The following is a 16022-nucleotide window of genomic DNA, read 5'->3' as shown; positions in this document are numbered from 1 at the left end:
TCACGGGGTTGTGGCGGCCAGGGCGCTAGCCCATCGAACCCAGATCGGCGGCAGCCACCCAATTGCCATGGAAACCCAGCGGTACCGCCGCCGGTACCTCCACAATGGCCACGGCTGGCGCGCCCACATCGGCCGCATTCAGCACATGCAACTCGCCCAGGCCGGTTTCCAGGTTGCTCACGAAACCCATCAGCCAGCCCTCGTCTTCGGCTGATTTCGCATGGCGCGGCACGAACACGAATTCGCCCGGTTTGATGTGCTCGCCAAAGCGGTGTTCGGTGGTGGTGCGGGTGCTCAGATCGTGCTTGAGCACCGATTGCCCACCTCGGGTGTCGACGCTGAACTCGACGGCATAGGCATATCGATAGGGTTGCGCGAACAGGCGCTCATCCGGGCGCGGGAATTCTTGCGCGCGCTCCGAAATCACCTCGCGCAACACGCGTGAGCCGCCTGCAGGCAGCGTCCAGCGCTCGAAGCGGGGCTGCGTGTCTGCATCAGGGCCGATACGGGAATGATCGAACATGTGGCGGTGCACCACCACGTCCATCACGACCGAGCCGTCGGCCTGATCAAAGGCGTTGCAGGGGTGAAAGACATAGCAGGGATCGACATCGAACCAGCGCATGTCACTGGCCTGCCCATCGCGGGGCAGCAAGCCGACGCGGGCACCGTGCGCGGGGTTCCACACATAAGGGAAGGGCGAGCGCTTGAGGAGGGCCCAGAACGAGAAGGTGACGGGCAGATCCAGCACGATGACCCGCGTGCGGGTGATGGCGCAGTCATGCACCATGGGCCCTTGCCTGACGGGGATGCGCACCACCTTGTCGACCTGGCCTTGTGCGTTCACCCGGACGTAGCTCAGGGCCTTGCGCTCGGTGGCGTCGTACGTCACGGCGTGCAGGTCACCTGTGATCGGGTCACGATGCGGGTGCGCTGAAAAGGCGACGGTGGGTGCGCTGTCAAACAGCCCGTGGCGCACGGACTGGAGTTCGGCATCCAGTTGGACCGGCACGGGCCCCGCTTCTACCGATGCCCACAGGCGGCCGGCGTGGCCAAACACATTGGTGTTGACCGTGTCGAAGATGCCCCGCGTCTTGCCGGGCAGCACCTCGCGACCCAGCGCTTTTTGCACGGTCTTGCTGCCGATCCAGCGGTTGCGGTACCACAGGGCTTGCCCGCCTGAGAGCCTCACGCCATGCACCATGCCATCCCCGGTGAACCAGTGGTAGCGGGCGGGTGAGGGCGGTTTCAGCGGGTTGGGGCCAATGCGCGCATACAGGCCATCCAGCTCGGGCGGGATCGCGCCTTTGACACGCAGCGTTGTGGCCGTGGTTTCTCGGTCGACCGGGGCAAAAGGCCCTTCCAGGTACAGGTTCCCGTGTTGGCTTTGCTGCCCGAGCAACTGAGTAGAAGGGGCCGACTCATCGTGGTCGACAGAAAGCGGCAGGCTGGCGTGGCGCATGATCGGCTCCTTGCAATGTTTACGGTGTGAACATGTTCATTGAAACGCTTTATGTGTTGGCTGTCAACATATCCTGCTGTTGTTAAACGGTGCCAGTATTAATCCGAGCCTTCGCATGCCGATATAGCCCTACTTTCAGAGTATAAAAACCGGGCATGCTGTCGATTGATGTCTATACCTGCTACGCGGTTGCGGGCGCGGGCTCCCTGGTGGGCCTGGGCCTGCTGGCCATGGTGCGCACGGAACAAGCCCGTGTGAGTTATGCATTGGGCCTGTTCCGCTGGGCGCTGCTGTGCCTGTCGGCGTTGCTGTGCGTGCAACTCAGCCCGCTGAGCCTTCGGCCCGAGGTGACCAAGGGCGCCATCGGCTTTGCCGGCATGGGGGTGGCCTTGCTGGCCTGGGCCTTCAGGCAACTCAACGGGCGCCGCACCCACCCTGGGGTGGGTCTGGTGGTGGTATTGCTGGTGGGGATGTCGCTGTGGGTGGGGGCGGCTCTCGGCACGGACGCGCAGTACGTGCAGACCATCGGCATCGTGTTTGGCCTGGTCAGTGTGGGCATGGCGCTGGACCAGGGGCTGATCACCGTTCAGAACGGCAAGTTCACCGGTGGCGATCTGAGCTTGCTGGTGGCCGCGTGTGAATTTGCCTTGAACTGGCTTGTCCTGCTGTACTGGGCTTTCACGCAGCCCGGGCCTTACCCCTCGCACTGGCTGCACACCCCCGACTGGCTCATGCCCATCACGGGCTTGAGTTTTGCCTTGCTGCCCCTGGCGGTGTCGTCTGTCGTGTTTGCTTCGGTCAATGACCGGCTCATGCAGCAGCTGCGCGCCCGCTCCTTGTCGGACGACCTGACCGGCGCCTTGTCTCGTCGGGGCTTGCGCGAGCTGGGTGAGCGCATGGTGGCCTTGCAGTCGGCACAGGCCAGCATCCTGGCGGTGCTGATGATCGACATCGACCTGTTCAAGGACGTGAATGACCGATACGGCCACGCCACGGGCGACGACGTGCTGCGGCATGTGACCAACACCGTGCGCGATCACCTCCGGGAAGACGCCTTGCTGGCGCGTTATGGCGGCGAGGAATTCTCTGTGCTGCTGCCGGTGCGTTCGAGGCTGGAGGCGCAGTCCATCGCGGAACGCGTGCGCGAAATCGTGGAGTTGAGCCCCTTCGAGACGCGCACGGGCGAGATCCGTGTGACCGTGAGCATCGGCATCGCCTACCACCGGGAGGACACCACGCTGGAAGATGATCTGGCCCGGGCGGACGCCTGCCTGTACCAGGCCAAACACACCGGCCGCAACCGAGTCGTCAGCGGCGATTGACTTGATCTTTCTCAAGCCATGCGGGCATGCAGGGCTTGAAATGTCTGGCCATCGCCTTATCTTCATGAGCAATTGGCTCTGCACCGTTTCGCAGGGCCCCTCCGACAACCGGGAGTGCTCATGCGACTCGACAAACTCACCACCAAATTTCAGGAAGCGCTGACCGAGGCTCAGAGCCTGGCCGTCACGCGCGACAACCCCTACATCGAACCGGCCCACATCCTGCTGGCCATGCTGCGCCAGGACGATGGCCCGCGTGCGCTGCTCGAAAAGGCGGGCGTCAAGGTACCCGGCCTGGCCACCGAGCTGGAAAAGCAGATCGACAAGCTGCCGCAAGTGCAGGGCGCCGACCAGGTGCAGGCCGGGCGTGACACCGTCAGCCTGCTGCAAGGCGCAGAGAAAGAAGCCCACAAGCAGGGCGACCCCTACATCGCCAGCGAGATGTTCCTGCTGGCCCTGGCCGATCACAAGGGTGACACGGCCTCCGTGGCGCGCGATTTCGGCTTGAACCGCAAGGCGCTGGAAGCCGCTGTCAAAGCCGTCCGAGGAGACCAGAAGGTGGACAACCCCGAAGCCGAAGGCCAGCGCGAAGCGCTCAAGAAGTACACCCTGGACCTCACCGAGCGTGCCCGTGCTGGCAAGCTCGACCCCGTGATCGGTCGCGACGAAGAGATCCGCCGTGCGATCCAGGTGCTGCAGCGTCGCTCCAAGAACAACCCCGTGCTGATCGGTGAACCCGGCGTGGGCAAGACCGCCATCGTGGAAGGCCTGGCCCAGCGCATCGTGGCTGGCGAAGTGCCCGATACCCTCAAGAACAAGCGCGTGCTGGTACTCGACATGGCCCTCTTGCTGGCCGGCGCCAAGTACCGTGGTGACTTCGAGGAGCGCCTGAAGAACGTGCTCAAGGAAGTGGCCAAGGACGAAGGCCAGACCATCATGTTCATCGACGAGATCCACACCATGGTCGGTGCGGGCAAGGCCGATGGCGCCATGGACGCCGGCAACATGCTCAAGCCCGCCCTGGCGCGTGGCGAGCTGCATTGCATCGGTGCGACCACGCTGGACGAATACCGCAAGTACATCGAGAAGGACGCTGCGCTGGAGCGCCGCTTCCAGAAGATCCTGGTGGGCGAGCCCACGGTCGAGGCCACCATCGCCATCCTGCGCGGCCTGCAGGAGAAGTACGAAGTGCACCATGGCGTCGAGATCACCGACCCGGCCATCGTGGCCGCGGCCGAGTTGTCCAACCGCTACATCACCGACCGCTTCCTGCCGGACAAGGCCATCGACCTGATCGACGAGGCCGCTGCCAAGATCAAGATCGAGATCGACTCCAAGCCTGAAGCTCTGGACCGCCTGGACCGCCGCCTGATCCAGCTGAAGATCGAGCGTGAAGCCGTCAAGCGCGAGAAGGACGAAGCCTCCATCAAGCGCCTGGGCCTGATCGAAGAAGAGATCAGCAAGCTGGAGCGAGAGTACGCCGATCTGGAAGAGATCTGGAAGGCCGAAAAGGCCCAGGCCCAAGGTTCGGCCACGGTCAAGGAAGACATCGACAAGATCCGCTTCCAGATCGAGGAGTTCAAGCGCAAGGGCGATTTCAACAAGGTGGCCGAGCTGCAATACGGCAAGCTGCCCGAGCTGGAGAAGCGCCTGAAGGACGCGCAGGACAAGGAGAACGCCAAGGTCAAGGACAGTGGCAAGCCGACGCTGCTTCGCACGCAAGTGGGCGCAGAGGAAATCGCCGAAGTGGTGGCCCGCGCCACCGGCATCCCCGTGTCCAAGCTGATGCAGGGCGAGCGCGACAAGCTGCTGGCCATGGAAGACAAGCTGCACGAACGCGTGGTGGGGCAGGAAGAGGCCATCGTGGCCGTGTCCGACGCCATCCGCCGCTCGCGTGCGGGCCTGTCTGACCCGAATCGCCCGTATGGCTCCTTCCTGTTCCTGGGCCCCACCGGCGTGGGCAAGACCGAGCTGTGCAAGGCCCTGGCCGGCTTCCTGTTCGACAGCGAAGACCACCTGATCCGCATCGACATGAGCGAGTTCATGGAGAAGCACTCGGTGAGCCGCCTGATCGGCGCGCCTCCGGGCTATGTGGGCTATGAAGAAGGCGGCACCCTGACCGAGGCCGTGCGTCGCAAGCCCTACAGCGTGGTGCTGCTCGATGAAGTCGAGAAGGCCCACCCGGACGTGTTCAACGTGCTGCTGCAAGTGCTGGACGATGGCCGCCTGACCGATGGCCAGGGCCGCACCGTGGACTTCAAGAACACCGTGATCGTGATGACCTCCAATCTGGGCTCGCACCACATCATGCAGATGGCGGGGCAACCTTCAGAGGACATCAAGGACGCCGTGTGGGTCGAGGTCAAGCAGCACTTCCGCCCCGAGTTCCTCAACCGCATCGACGAGGTGGTGGTGTTCCATGCGCTGGACATGGCAAACATCCAGTCCATCGCCAAGATCCAGCTCAAGGGCCTGGAAGGCCGCCTGGCTCAGCTGGAGATGAAGCTGGATGTGTCCAACGAGGCGCTGGTCGAGCTGGCCAAGGTCGGCTTCGATCCGGTGTTTGGTGCACGGCCTTTGAAGCGCGCCATCCAGCAGCGCATTGAGAACCCGGTGGCCAAGCTGATCCTGCAGGGCAAGTTTGGCCCGAAGGACGTGATCCCGGTGAAGGTCAACGAAGCCGGCGAATTCGAGTTCGACCGGACGGTGCACTGACACCGTGCCGGTGCGCCGAGCACCGGCTTGACCAAGCGCTGACACCAGCCACACGCGCCTTCGGGCCGTGTGGCTTTTTTCATGCTTTTCATGTGCCTGATCACTTGGGACGCATCCTGGTGCACCTTCTGGAACGACGTTTGCATGAGCAATGCAATCGATTCAGACTGGCCTCGCAGCCAAGCAGCCCGCCATGCCCACTGCCGTTTTATCGCCTCGACCCACGAGTTCTTCCTCCGCCACGATGGCATCCGATAAAGGGAGCGCGCCTTGCGCAGACACCTTGTCTCGTCTGATCAACCTGGCCGGGCGTCAGCGCATGTTGTCGCAGCGGCTGACCTTGTTCGTGGTGCTGGCGGGGGGCGGGCGCACCAGTGCGCTGTCGACGGCGGAGGAGGTGCTCAACCAGTTTCGCAGCAGCCACCAGTTGCTGACCCAAGGTGGGGACGGTCTGCCCGGCTTGTTCTCTCACAAGCTGCGCCAGGCTTTTGATGGGGCCTCGCAGGCCAGGGCGCACATCGAAGCCTTCATCGACTTGCTGGAGCGAACCATCAGAAGCTTGCGGCGCGGTGAGCCCTTGAGCGAGGCCACGCAGTCTGCCTTGGTGGACACATCCTCGGACTTGCTGGGTGTGTTGACCCAGATCACGCAAACTTACGAACTGGAGGCCCGGCAACTGTCCAAGGCGCAGCAGGCGCAACGTACGCGCCTCAATGAGGAGATTCAGTCGGTTGCGCGGGAAGCACGCGTGGTGGCCTTCAATGCGCAGGTTTCGGCCTACCGCGCGGGGCCCGAGGGCCGGGAGTTTGCGGTGGTGGCCGCGCGCATGGCCACCATCACGGAAGAGGTGGAGCAACTGGTCAAGGCGTCGATGAATTCGGCTTGAGCCGCGCGGGCAGGCGCCAGGTTTCGCCAACGGCTGCCACATGAAAGTCCGTTGGCGACAAACCTTGAGCCGCCAGCGCACGCGCCAACGCCCTCGGCGGCTCATCCAGCGCCTCGTCCGTCAACTGGAAGGTGCCCCAGTGCACGGCCAGCGCGCGTTTGCAGCCCAGGTCCTTGAAGATCTGCACTGACTCTTCCGGGTTGACATGCTGGTCCTTCATGAACCAGCGTGGCTCATAGGCACCGATGGGCAGCAGCGCGATGTCAAACCCGCCGCCCAACTCCGGCGCGTGCTCACGCGCGAAGTGCTGACGGATGTCGATGAAGTCCTTCGAATAGGCCGTGTCACCCGCAAAGAACAAGTGGCAATCGGGGGACAGCACCGCGTAGCCACCCCACAGGCTGCGTAAGGCATCGGTCGCGGTGCGCGCCGACCAGTGCTGGGCCGGGGTCAAGGTCACCGGTATCCGTGCTGATTGCGCCGTGGCCTCCAGCACATGCGTGTCCCACCAGTCCAGCTCGATCACGCGCTGGATGCCGCGCCGTGCGAACCAATGCTTGTGCCCCAGCGGCGTGATGAACAACGGGCAGCCGCCGGGCTGTTTCGCCAAGGCGATCAGCGAGGCCTCGTCCATGTGGTCATAGTGGTTGTGCGACAGCAGCACCACGTCGATGTGCGGCAACTGGTCCAGTCGCAAGCCTGGTGGGGTTTGCCTCGCTGGGCCCGCCCATTGCACCGGAAAGCAGCGCTCCGAAAACACCGGGTCGGTCAGCAGGTTGAGCCCGCCGATTTGCGCCAGCACCGTGATGTGCCCGATCCAGGTCATGGCCGGCTGCATGGCCAGGCCCGCCTTGGCATTGGCGTGAATGAAGGCCAGATCCGGCGCCAACACGGGGATGGGGCTCTGCAGCGGGCGAGGGTGCCCGGCGCGCCAGGCCTGCCAGCGCCAGCGCAGGATTTCATGCCAGCGCTTGCCTCTGAACGACATGTAGTTGTTCTGGAAGCCGTCAGGCCGGTGGTGCTTCTTGGCGGGGTTGAAGTAGGGGTTCTTCATGCGCAAAGGCTAATGCACGAACGTTGCTGCGGTGTTGCGCGCAAGAAAAAGCCCCGAGGCCGAAGCGACGGGGCTTTGATCAGTCGCGAGCAGCGATCAGGCCACGCTGACGGGGATCTTGCCGATCTTGGCCTGCCAGGTCTTGGGCCCTTCGATGTGCGCGCTGGTGCCGCCGCTGTCCACGGCCACGGTCACCGGCATGTCGACCACGTCGAACTCGTAGATGGCTTCCATGCCCAGGTCTGCAAAACCCACGACCTTGGCGGCCTTGATCGCCTTGGACACCAGGTAGGCCGAGCCACCCACGGCCATCAGGTAGGCCGATTTGTGCTTCTTGATGGCTTCGATGGCAGTCGGGCCACGCTCGGCCTTGCCCACCATCGAGATCAGGCCGGTCTGGGCCAGCATCATCTCGGTGAACTTGTCCATGCGGGTGGCGGTGGTGGGGCCGGCGGGGCCGACCACTTCGTCGCGCACCGGGTCAACCGGGCCCACGTAGTAGATGACGCGGTTGGTGAAGTCCACGGGCAGCTTCTCGCCCTTGGCCAGCATGTCCTGAATGCGCTTGTGCGCGGCGTCGCGGCCCGTCAGCATCTTGCCGTTGAGCAGCAGGGTCTGGCCGGGCTTCCAGCTGGCCACTTCTTCCTTGGTCAGCGTGTTCAGGTCCACGCGCTTGGACTTGTTGTAGTCCGGCGCCCAGTGCACGTTGGGCCACAGGTCCAGGCTGGGCGGGTCCAGGTAGACCGGGCCCGAGCCGTCCATCACGAAGTGCGCATGGCGGGTGGCCGCGCAGTTCGGGATCATGGCAATCGGCTTGGAGGCCGCGTGCGTCGGGTAGGTCTTGATCTTGACGTCCAGCACCGTGGTCAGGCCACCCAGGCCTTGCGCGCCGATGCCCAGGGCGTTGACCTTCTCGTACAGCTCGATGCGCAGCTCTTCCAGCTTGTTCTGGGGGCCGCGCTCCAGCAACTCGTACATATCGATGTCGTCCATCAACGATTCCTTGGCCAGCAGGGCGGCCTTCTCGGCCGTGCCACCAACGCCGATGCCCAGCATGCCGGGCGGGCACCAGCCAGCGCCCATGGTCGGCACGGTCTTGAGCACCCAGTCCACGATGTTGTCCGACGGGTTGAGCATGTAGACCTTGGATTTGTTCTCCGAGCCGCCGCCCTTGGCAGCCACAGTCACGTCAACCTTGTCGCCGGGAATCAGCTCCATGAAGACCACGGCAGGCGTGTTGTCCTTGGTGTTCTTGCGTTCGAAGATCGGGTCCGACAGCACCGAGGCGCGCAGCTTGTTGTCCGGGTTGTTGTAGCCGCGGCGCACGCCTTCGTCCACCGCTTCCTGGATGGAGCGGGCACCAAAGCCTTCCCACTTCACGCCCATCCCGATCTTCAGGAAGACGTTGACGATGCCGGTGTCCTGGCAGATGGGGCGGTGGCCTTCCGCGCACATGCGCGAGTTGGTCAGGATCTGCGCGATGGCGTCCTTGGCAGCCGGGCTCTCTTCGCGCTCGTAGGCGCGAGCCAGGTGGGCGATGTAGTCAGCGGGGTGGTAGTAGCTGATGTATTGCAGCGCGGCTGCGACACTTTCAACGAGATCGTCGTAGCGAATGGTCGTCATGGCAGTGGCCTTTTTGAGGCGGGAAGGGTGAAACGGGAAAACCGACATTGTGCCAAGGACGCGTGCACTTGGCGCGCGCCCGGCGCACCGATCAATGTTTCTCGTGCGACGCCCCGGCCGGATGCAGGATGCGGTCGGTGGCGGCAATCGCCATGGCCGACAGCAGGAAGGCGATGTGGATCACAGTCTGCGCAATCAAGGCCTTGTCCGAGTAGTTTTCGGCGTTGATGAAGGTCTTGAGCAGGTGGATGGACGAAATCCCGATGATGGCCGTGCCCAGCTTCACCTTGAGCACCGACGCGTTGACGTGGTCCAGCCACTCGGGCTGATCGGGGTGGTCTTCCAGGTTCATGCGGGAGACGAAGGTCTCGTAGCCCCCCACGATCACCATGATCAGCAGGTTGGAGATCATCACCACGTCGATCAGCCCCAGCACCACCAGCATGATGGTGGTTTCGGTCAGGTGATCAGGCGGCGTGGCGCCTTGCTGGCCGGAGGCCTCGAAGATGGCCTTGAGCGCATCCTGATTGCCCAGTGCGGCTTCAACCAGGTGAACCAGCTCCACCCAGAAGTGAAAGACATAAACCACTTGCGCCAGGATGAGCCCGAGATACAGCGGCAATTGCAGCCACCTGCTGGCAAAAATAAATGATGGTAGAAGACCTGATTTTGGTGACTTGTGATTGTTGCTCATGATGAATGCTGTTGCCGAGTTATGGCGCGGATTTTAGTTTTGTCTGCACCCTGTATTCAGGGCTGGGGCATAAAGCCTTGCCATGTTGGTCGGGTTGAGCTCACTGGCAAGGCGTGGCGTGACAATTTTCCGCAAGCCACCGCCGCTCTTGCTGGTAAGGCATGCAAGCCCTGCTCGCGTCCTTCAGAATGAAAGCATGTGCGCAAACCCCCGCGCGTGTTCTTGTTTCTGGACTGGCTACTTTGACGAATCAAACCACCCATTCAACAGTCAATGTCCATTATCTGGATCATGTGATGACGGTGGCCGAAGAGCGCCAGGTTGAAGCCACGGAAGATATTTATTCCGAAAATGGCATGAAACTGGTCGCCAAGGGTTATGCCATTAACCGGTCCATGCGCGAGCGCCTGATCGAGCACAAATTGATCAAGCCTCTGGAAGACTGCATGGCCGTATCCGATGGTGTGACCGGCAAGCGTTGCGCGGAAATGGCCGAGCGCATGCTGGACACTTATCCGGCCTTGCGGGCCGTGTGCCTGTCGGAAAAGCGTGCCAGCCCGATCAAATTGTTCACCGACAGCACCTTCGCGGGGCGCCTGCAGACGCTGCTGACGGTCTACACCGAGCACCAGTCCGGCAAGCTGGACCATGCCGTGTGCGTGGCCCTGCTGGCCATCAGCCTGGTGCAGCGCATGATGCCCGGCGAAAACGATGCCCTCAACGTGATGCTGGTGGCGGCCTTGAGCCACGATGTGGGCGAGCTCTACATCGACCCCCGCTACCTCGAAAAAGACGCCCAGCTGGGCCCCAAGGAGTGGCGCCACATCGCCGCCCACCCGTTGATTGCACACAGCCTGCTCAAGGACCTGGCCGGCATGGCCAGACCCGCCAGCGCCCTGATCCTGGATCACCACGAGCGCCTGGATGGCTTTGGCTACCCGCAAGGGCGCCGCATGGGCGAGGTGTCTGACAGCGCCCAGATCCTGGCCGTGGCTGAGATGCTGGGGGGCATGCTCGACAAGGGCGGTGGCGCGCTGCAGCAGGCCGATGTGGCGGTCAAGCTCATTCATGGCGAGTTCAGCCGACCGGTCATCGACGTGGTGAGCAAGACATTCCGTGAGTGCAGAGAGGCGGATGCCACCGCACAAGGCGAGGCCTTGAAGGACGCCTTGACCATGTCGCGCGAGCTCGGCGAGCGGCTCAACCGCATCATGAGTGTGCAGGCTGACTTCAAGCCCATGTTCGATCGGGCCAGCGGGCCGTTCAAGACCCTGTGGGGGCAGGCGCTGGAACGGTTCGAGAGCATCCGGCGCGCCTGGTCCAGCACAGGGCTTGACGTTCAGCCCGACGGGGCCTGGCTGCACAACGAGTCGCCCGCGATGCAGCGAGAGGTGGCCGCCATCCTCCGGGAGATCAACTGGCGCCTGCGGGAGCTGGACCGGGAGTTGCACGCGCGCGTCATCCGAAGCGCCGGTGGCGATCTGCCCATGCTGGAGCGTTACCTCAAGGAGGTTCGCGCTACCGCGGGCGCGGCCGAGGACGCGGCTGTATCGTGAAAATGCCGAGGCATATTTCGCACCGCCACTGATTTCTCCATCAGATCAGACCGATTTTTGCGCCAGAAGGCTTGGGGATAGTCCTTAGTCGAATCAGGCCAAGTTGGGAGCATGGTGCCGAGTTGGCTAGGTTTGTCTGCAACCCAGGCAAATCTTGACCGATTGAAACCGCGACGCCACAAGCGCCGCCAGATGGAGTTAATAAACATGACTGGCCCAACTGAGACCACAAATCAGAGCAAGCAATATCCCGTCCCCGAGGCCTTCGCCCGTACCGCCCACGTCGGCAGCCGAGCGGCCTATGACAAGCTGTGCGCCCAGGCGCAGGAGAACTACGAAGGTTACTGGGCCGGTCTGGCCAAGCAGTTCCTGACGTGGCACAAGCCGTTTACCAAAGCGCTGGACGAATCGAACGCCCCGTTCTTCAAATGGTTCGAGGACGGCGAGCTCAACGCCTCCTACAACTGCCTGGACCGCAACATCGAGGCTGGCCTGGGCGACAAGACTGCCATCATCTTCGAGGCCGACGATGGCCAGGTCACCCACGTGACCTACAAGAATCTGCTGGCTCGCGTGTCGAAGCTGGCCAACGCCTTGAAGGCCCAGGGCGTCAAGAAGGGTGACCGCGTCGTGCTGTATCTGCCGATGTCGGTGGAAGGCGTCGTGGCCATGCAGGCCTGCGCGCGCATTGGCGCGACGCACTCGGTGGTGTTCGGCGGCTTCTCGGCACAGAGCCTGCGTGACCGCGTGGAAGACGCGGGCGCCGTGGTCGTGATCACGGCCGATGAACAACTGCGCGGTGGCAAGGCGCTGCCGCTCAAGGCCATCGTGGACGAGGCTCTTACTCTGGGCGGCTGCGACAGCGTCCGCCAGGTCATCGTCTGGCAACGCACGGGCGGCAAGGTGCCCATGGTGGCTGGCCGCGACGTGTACCTGCACGATGTCGTTGCCCAGCAATCCGATGTCTGCCCGCCTGAGTGGGTTTCTGCAGAACACCCGCTGTTCCTGCTGTACACCTCTGGCTCCACCGGCAAGCCCAAAGGTGTTCAGCACAGCACGGGCGGTTACCTGCTGCATGCAGCCGTGACCACCAAGTGGACGTTCGACCTCAAGCCCGATGACGTGTTCTGGTGCACGGCTGACATCGGCTGGGTCACCGGTCACACCTACGTGGCCTATGGCCCGCTGGCCGTCGGTGGCACGCAGGTCGTGTTCGAGGGCGTGCCCACCTACCCGGACGCCGCCCGCTTCTGGCGCATGATCGAAGCCCACAAGGTCTCGATCTTCTACACCGCGCCCACGGCCATCCGCGCCCTGATCAAGGCAGCCGAGTCCAACGACGCCGTGCACCCGCGCAACTTCAACCTGAGCAGCCTGCGCCTGCTGGGCACGGTGGGCGAGCCCATCAACCCCGCGGCCTGGGAGTGGTACCACCGCGAAATCGGTGGTGGCCGTTGCCCCATCGTCGACACCTTCTGGCAGACCGAAACGGGCGGCCACATGATCACGCCGCTGCCTGGCGCCCACGCGTTGACGCCTGGTTCCTGCTCGCTGCCCTTCCCGGGCATCGATGCGGCCGTGGTGGACGAAACCGGCAAGGAAGTGCCATGGGGGCAGGGCGGCGTGCTGGTCGTGCGCAAGCCCTGGCCATCGATGATCCGCAACATCTGGGGTGATTCCGAGCGCTTCAAGAAGAGCTATTACCCGGCGGATTTCCAGGGCAAGTACTACCTGGCTGGTGACGGCGCCATCCGTGACGAGAAGACGGGCTACTTCACCATCACCGGCCGCATCGACGACGTGCTGAACGTGTCGGGCCACCGCATGGGCACGATGGAAATCGAATCGGCTTTGGTGTCGCACCCGCTGGTGGCCGAGGCCGCTGTCGTGGGTCGCCCTGACGACCTGACCGGCGAGGCCATCTGCGCCTTCGTGGTGCTCAAGCGTCCACGCCCCACGGGGGACGAGGCCAAGCAACTGGCCAACGAATTGCGCAACCACGTGGGCCACGAGATCGGGCCCATCGCCAAGCCCAAGGACATCCGCTTCGGTGACAACCTGCCCAAGACCCGCTCCGGCAAGATCATGCGACGCCTGTTGCGCGTGGTGGCCAAGGGCGAGCCTGTCACGCAGGACACCAGCACGCTGGAAAACCCCGCGATTCTCGATCAGTTGTCCCAGAGTAATTGAAAACTTTGGTTTTCAGATATTCGAGTGAATGTGAAACCTGGTGTTGAAAGGCACCAGGTTTTTGTGCTGGTGAAAACCCCATGTGGGAATATGTGCAAATTCACCGCTTTCTAAGCATTCACCCTCATTACATTTATTAACGACCCCCCCTAGATTGAGGGGTGAGTACGCCACAAGCGTGCTTACTTCTGTAATGACGAGGAGCTCTACACCATGGCAAGCAACGTTTCCAGTGCGCCAATGACGGCCGAGGAGAAGAAGGTTATCTTCGCCTCCAGCCTAGGCACGGTTTTCGAGTGGTACGACTTTTACCTGTACGGTTCTCTGGCGGCCATCATCGCCAAACAGTTCTTTGCCGGGCTTGATCCCACCTCGGCGTTCATTTTTGCGCTGCTGGCCTTCGCGGCCGGCTTCATCGTGCGTCCCTTCGGTGCCCTGGTGTTCGGTCGCCTGGGTGACATGATCGGCCGCAAGTACACCTTCCTGGTCACCATCCTGATCATGGGTATGTCCACGTTCATCGTGGGCGTGCTGCCCAGCTATGCCTCGATCGGTGTTGCTGCGCCTGTGATCCTGATCGGGCTGCGCCTGCTGCAGGGTCTCGCACTGGGTGGTGAGTACGGTGGTGCGGCAACCTACGTGGCAGAGCATGCGCCGCACGGTCGTCGTGGTGCCTACACAGCCTGGATCCAGACCACCGCCACGATGGGTTTGTTCCTGTCGCTGCTGGTGATCCTGGGCGTGCGCACGGCCATTGGCGAAGAGGCCTTCGCTGACTGGGGCTGGCGCATCCCGTTCATCGTGTCGATCGCCCTGCTGGGCGTCAGCGTGTGGATCCGCATGAGCATGAACGAAAGCCCGGCCTTCAAGAAGATGAAGGAAGAGGGCAAGACCTCCAAGGCGCCGCTGACCGAGTCCTTCGGCCAGTGGGCCAACCTGAAGATCGTGATCCTGGCCCTGGTTGGTCTGGTCGCGGGTCAGGCGGTGGTCTGGTACACCGGCCAGTTCTACGCCTTGTTCTTCCTGACGCAGGCGCTGAAGGTCGATGGTGCCACCGCCAACATCCTGGTGGCCCTGGGCCTGCTGATCGGTACGCCTTTCTTCGTGGTGTTTGGTTCGCTGTCCGACAAGATCGGCCGCAAACCCATCATCCTGGGTGGCTGCCTGATTGCCGCGGTGACCTACTTCCCGCTGTTCAAGGCGCTGACCGAAGCGGCCAACCCTGATCTGGCTCGCGCTCAGGCCTCTGCGCCGGTGACCCTGGTGGCCGACCAGAGCGAGTGCTCCTTCCAGTTCAACCCGACGGGCACCGCCAAGTTCACCAGTTCCTGCGACGTGGCCAAGCAACTGCTGGCCAGCAGCTCGGTGAACTACGAGAACGTCAGCGGCCCCGCTGGTGCCCTGGCTGTCGTCAAGGTTGGCGAAACGGTGATCAACAGCGTGTCGCCCACCAAGGTGACCGAGGCTGATGTGCTCGCCGCCAAGGAGATGGCAACGAAGGCCAAGGACGCCGCTGCGGCCAAGGTGGCCGACATGACGGCCAATCCCGCTGCCGCCGACAAGCTGAAGGACGCGGAAAAGGCCTTGAAGGAAGCCTCGGCGACCCTGGCTTCGTTCGACAAGGACGGCAAGGCTGCTGCGGTGAAGGTCCTCGAAGCCAACTTCAAGAAGTCGGTGGGTGCTGCGCTCAAGGCGGCGGGCTACCCGGCGAAGGCTGACCCGGCCAAGCTGAACAAGCCTGTGATCGTGGCCATCCTGACGCTGCTGGTCATCTACGTGACCATGGTGTACGGCCCGATTGCCGCCATGCTGGTGGAGATGTTCCCGACCCGCATCCGCTACACCTCGATGAGCTTGCCGTACCACATCGGTAATGGCTGGTTCGGCGGCCTGCTGCCAACCACGGCGTTTGCCATCGTGGCCCAGACGGGCAACATCTACAACGGCTTGTGGTACCCGGTCATCATTGCCAGCGCCACGTTTGTGATTGGCCTGTTGTTCGTGCGTGAAACCAAGGACGTCGACATCTACGCCGGCGACTGACGCCTCGATGCGACCCCGGGCTGGCCAATGCCACAAGCGTTGGCCAGCCGTGAAAAACAAAGCCCCGCACACAGCGGGGCTTTTTCGTTGCCGGGAGCGGCCGGGCTGTTTATTTCAGCGACAGGATCCAGCCCACCAGTTGCTTGGCTTCGGCTTCGTTGACCTGGGGGTTGGCGGGCATGGGCACTTCACCCCAGGCACCCTTGCCGCCCTTCATGACCTTCTCGACCAGCTTGGCTTCGATGCCCTTCTGGCCGCGGTACTTGTTGGCCACATCCTTGTAGGCTGGGCCAACCACCTTCTTGTCCACGCTGTGGCAAGCCAGGCAGGCCTTTTTCTGGGCCAGTTCCAGGTTGGCCATGGCGGGGGCGCCAGCAGCGGCCAGCGTGGCGGCAATCAGCAGGGAGGGCAGGAGTTTCATGGGGGTCCTTCCACAGAGGGTGAATTACAGTTGAGGGGTGTTTTATAAACGCTTGG

At 63.0% G+C, this 16022-nt stretch carries 11 protein-coding genes; 6 read left to right on the top strand and 5 right to left on the bottom strand.

Features of this window, described 5'->3' with window-relative positions; translation table 11 throughout:
- Positions 1-25 precede the first annotated feature (25 nt).
- Entirely contained in the window at positions 26-1462 is a 1437-nt protein-coding gene (locus JY96_RS04235) for a carotenoid oxygenase family protein (RefSeq protein WP_035035218.1), read from the bottom strand.
- Between the two features lie 155 nt (positions 1463-1617).
- Here JY96_RS04235 and JY96_RS21950 point away from each other — a divergent pair, with 155 nt between their 5' ends.
- The 3 genes from JY96_RS21950 to JY96_RS04220 all read left to right on the top strand — a co-directional run bounded on the left by JY96_RS21950 (position 1618) and on the right by JY96_RS04220 (position 6385).
- Entirely contained in the window at positions 1618-2784 is a 1167-nt protein-coding gene (locus tag JY96_RS21950) for a diguanylate cyclase (protein WP_052162127.1), read from the top strand.
- Between the two features lie 120 nt (positions 2785-2904).
- Entirely contained in the window at positions 2905-5499 is a 2595-nt protein-coding gene (gene clpB, locus JY96_RS04225; protein WP_035035216.1) for an ATP-dependent chaperone ClpB, read from the top strand.
- A 283-nt stretch (positions 5500-5782) separates the two neighbouring features.
- Positions 5783-6385 (top strand): type IV pili methyl-accepting chemotaxis transducer N-terminal domain-containing protein, encoded by a 603-nt coding sequence (locus JY96_RS04220; RefSeq protein ID WP_161784237.1) that lies wholly within the window; start codon positions 5783-5785, stop codon positions 6383-6385.
- Here the strand turns inward: JY96_RS04220 and JY96_RS04215 are convergent.
- The 3 genes from JY96_RS04215 to JY96_RS04205 form a co-directional block, all read right to left on the bottom strand.
- Positions 6360-7439, bottom strand: coding sequence for an MBL fold metallo-hydrolase (locus tag JY96_RS04215; protein ID WP_035035212.1), 1080 nt, complete (start codon positions 7437-7439; stop codon positions 6360-6362). The genes JY96_RS04220 and JY96_RS04215 overlap by 26 nt on opposite strands.
- Before the next feature lie 96 nt (positions 7440-7535).
- Complete coding sequence (locus JY96_RS04210; protein ID WP_035035201.1) at positions 7536-9062, bottom strand: fumarate hydratase; 1527 nt, start codon at positions 9060-9062, stop codon at positions 7536-7538.
- Between the two features lie 91 nt (positions 9063-9153).
- A complete protein-coding gene (locus JY96_RS04205; RefSeq protein ID WP_035035197.1) occupies positions 9154-9756 on the bottom strand; it encodes a TIGR00645 family protein in 603 nt (200 codons plus the stop codon).
- Positions 9757-10052: 296 nt separating this feature from the next.
- Here JY96_RS04205 and JY96_RS04200 point away from each other — a divergent pair, with 296 nt between their 5' ends.
- The 3 genes from JY96_RS04200 (at position 10053) to JY96_RS04190 (ending at position 15545) form a co-directional block, all read left to right on the top strand.
- Positions 10053-11312: an HD-GYP domain-containing protein gene (locus tag JY96_RS04200; protein WP_035035193.1), complete on the top strand. Its 1260-nt coding sequence runs from the start codon at positions 10053-10055 to the stop codon at positions 11310-11312.
- Positions 11313-11519: 207 nt separating this feature from the next.
- Positions 11520-13502, top strand: coding sequence for an acetate--CoA ligase (gene acs / locus JY96_RS04195; RefSeq protein WP_035035190.1), 1983 nt, complete (start codon positions 11520-11522; stop codon positions 13500-13502).
- 213 nt (positions 13503-13715) lie between these two features.
- Positions 13716-15545 carry an MFS transporter gene (locus JY96_RS04190; RefSeq protein ID WP_235333846.1) on the top strand — a complete coding sequence of 610 codons (1830 nt, stop codon included), beginning with the start codon at positions 13716-13718 and terminating at the stop codon, positions 15543-15545.
- A 109-nt stretch (positions 15546-15654) separates the two neighbouring features.
- On the opposite strand, the gene JY96_RS04185 is transcribed toward JY96_RS04190, so the two are convergent.
- Complete coding sequence (locus JY96_RS04185) at positions 15655-15966, bottom strand: c-type cytochrome (protein WP_052162125.1); 312 nt, start codon at positions 15964-15966, stop codon at positions 15655-15657.
- Between the last annotated feature and the right edge of the window lie 56 nt (positions 15967-16022).

This window comes from Aquabacterium sp. NJ1 (genome assembly GCF_000768065.1).
Taxonomy (GTDB): domain Bacteria; phylum Pseudomonadota; class Gammaproteobacteria; order Burkholderiales; family Burkholderiaceae_C; genus Aquabacterium.
Note: the sequence above shows the minus strand (reverse complement) of the source record. Positions and strands in the feature narration are given on the sequence as shown.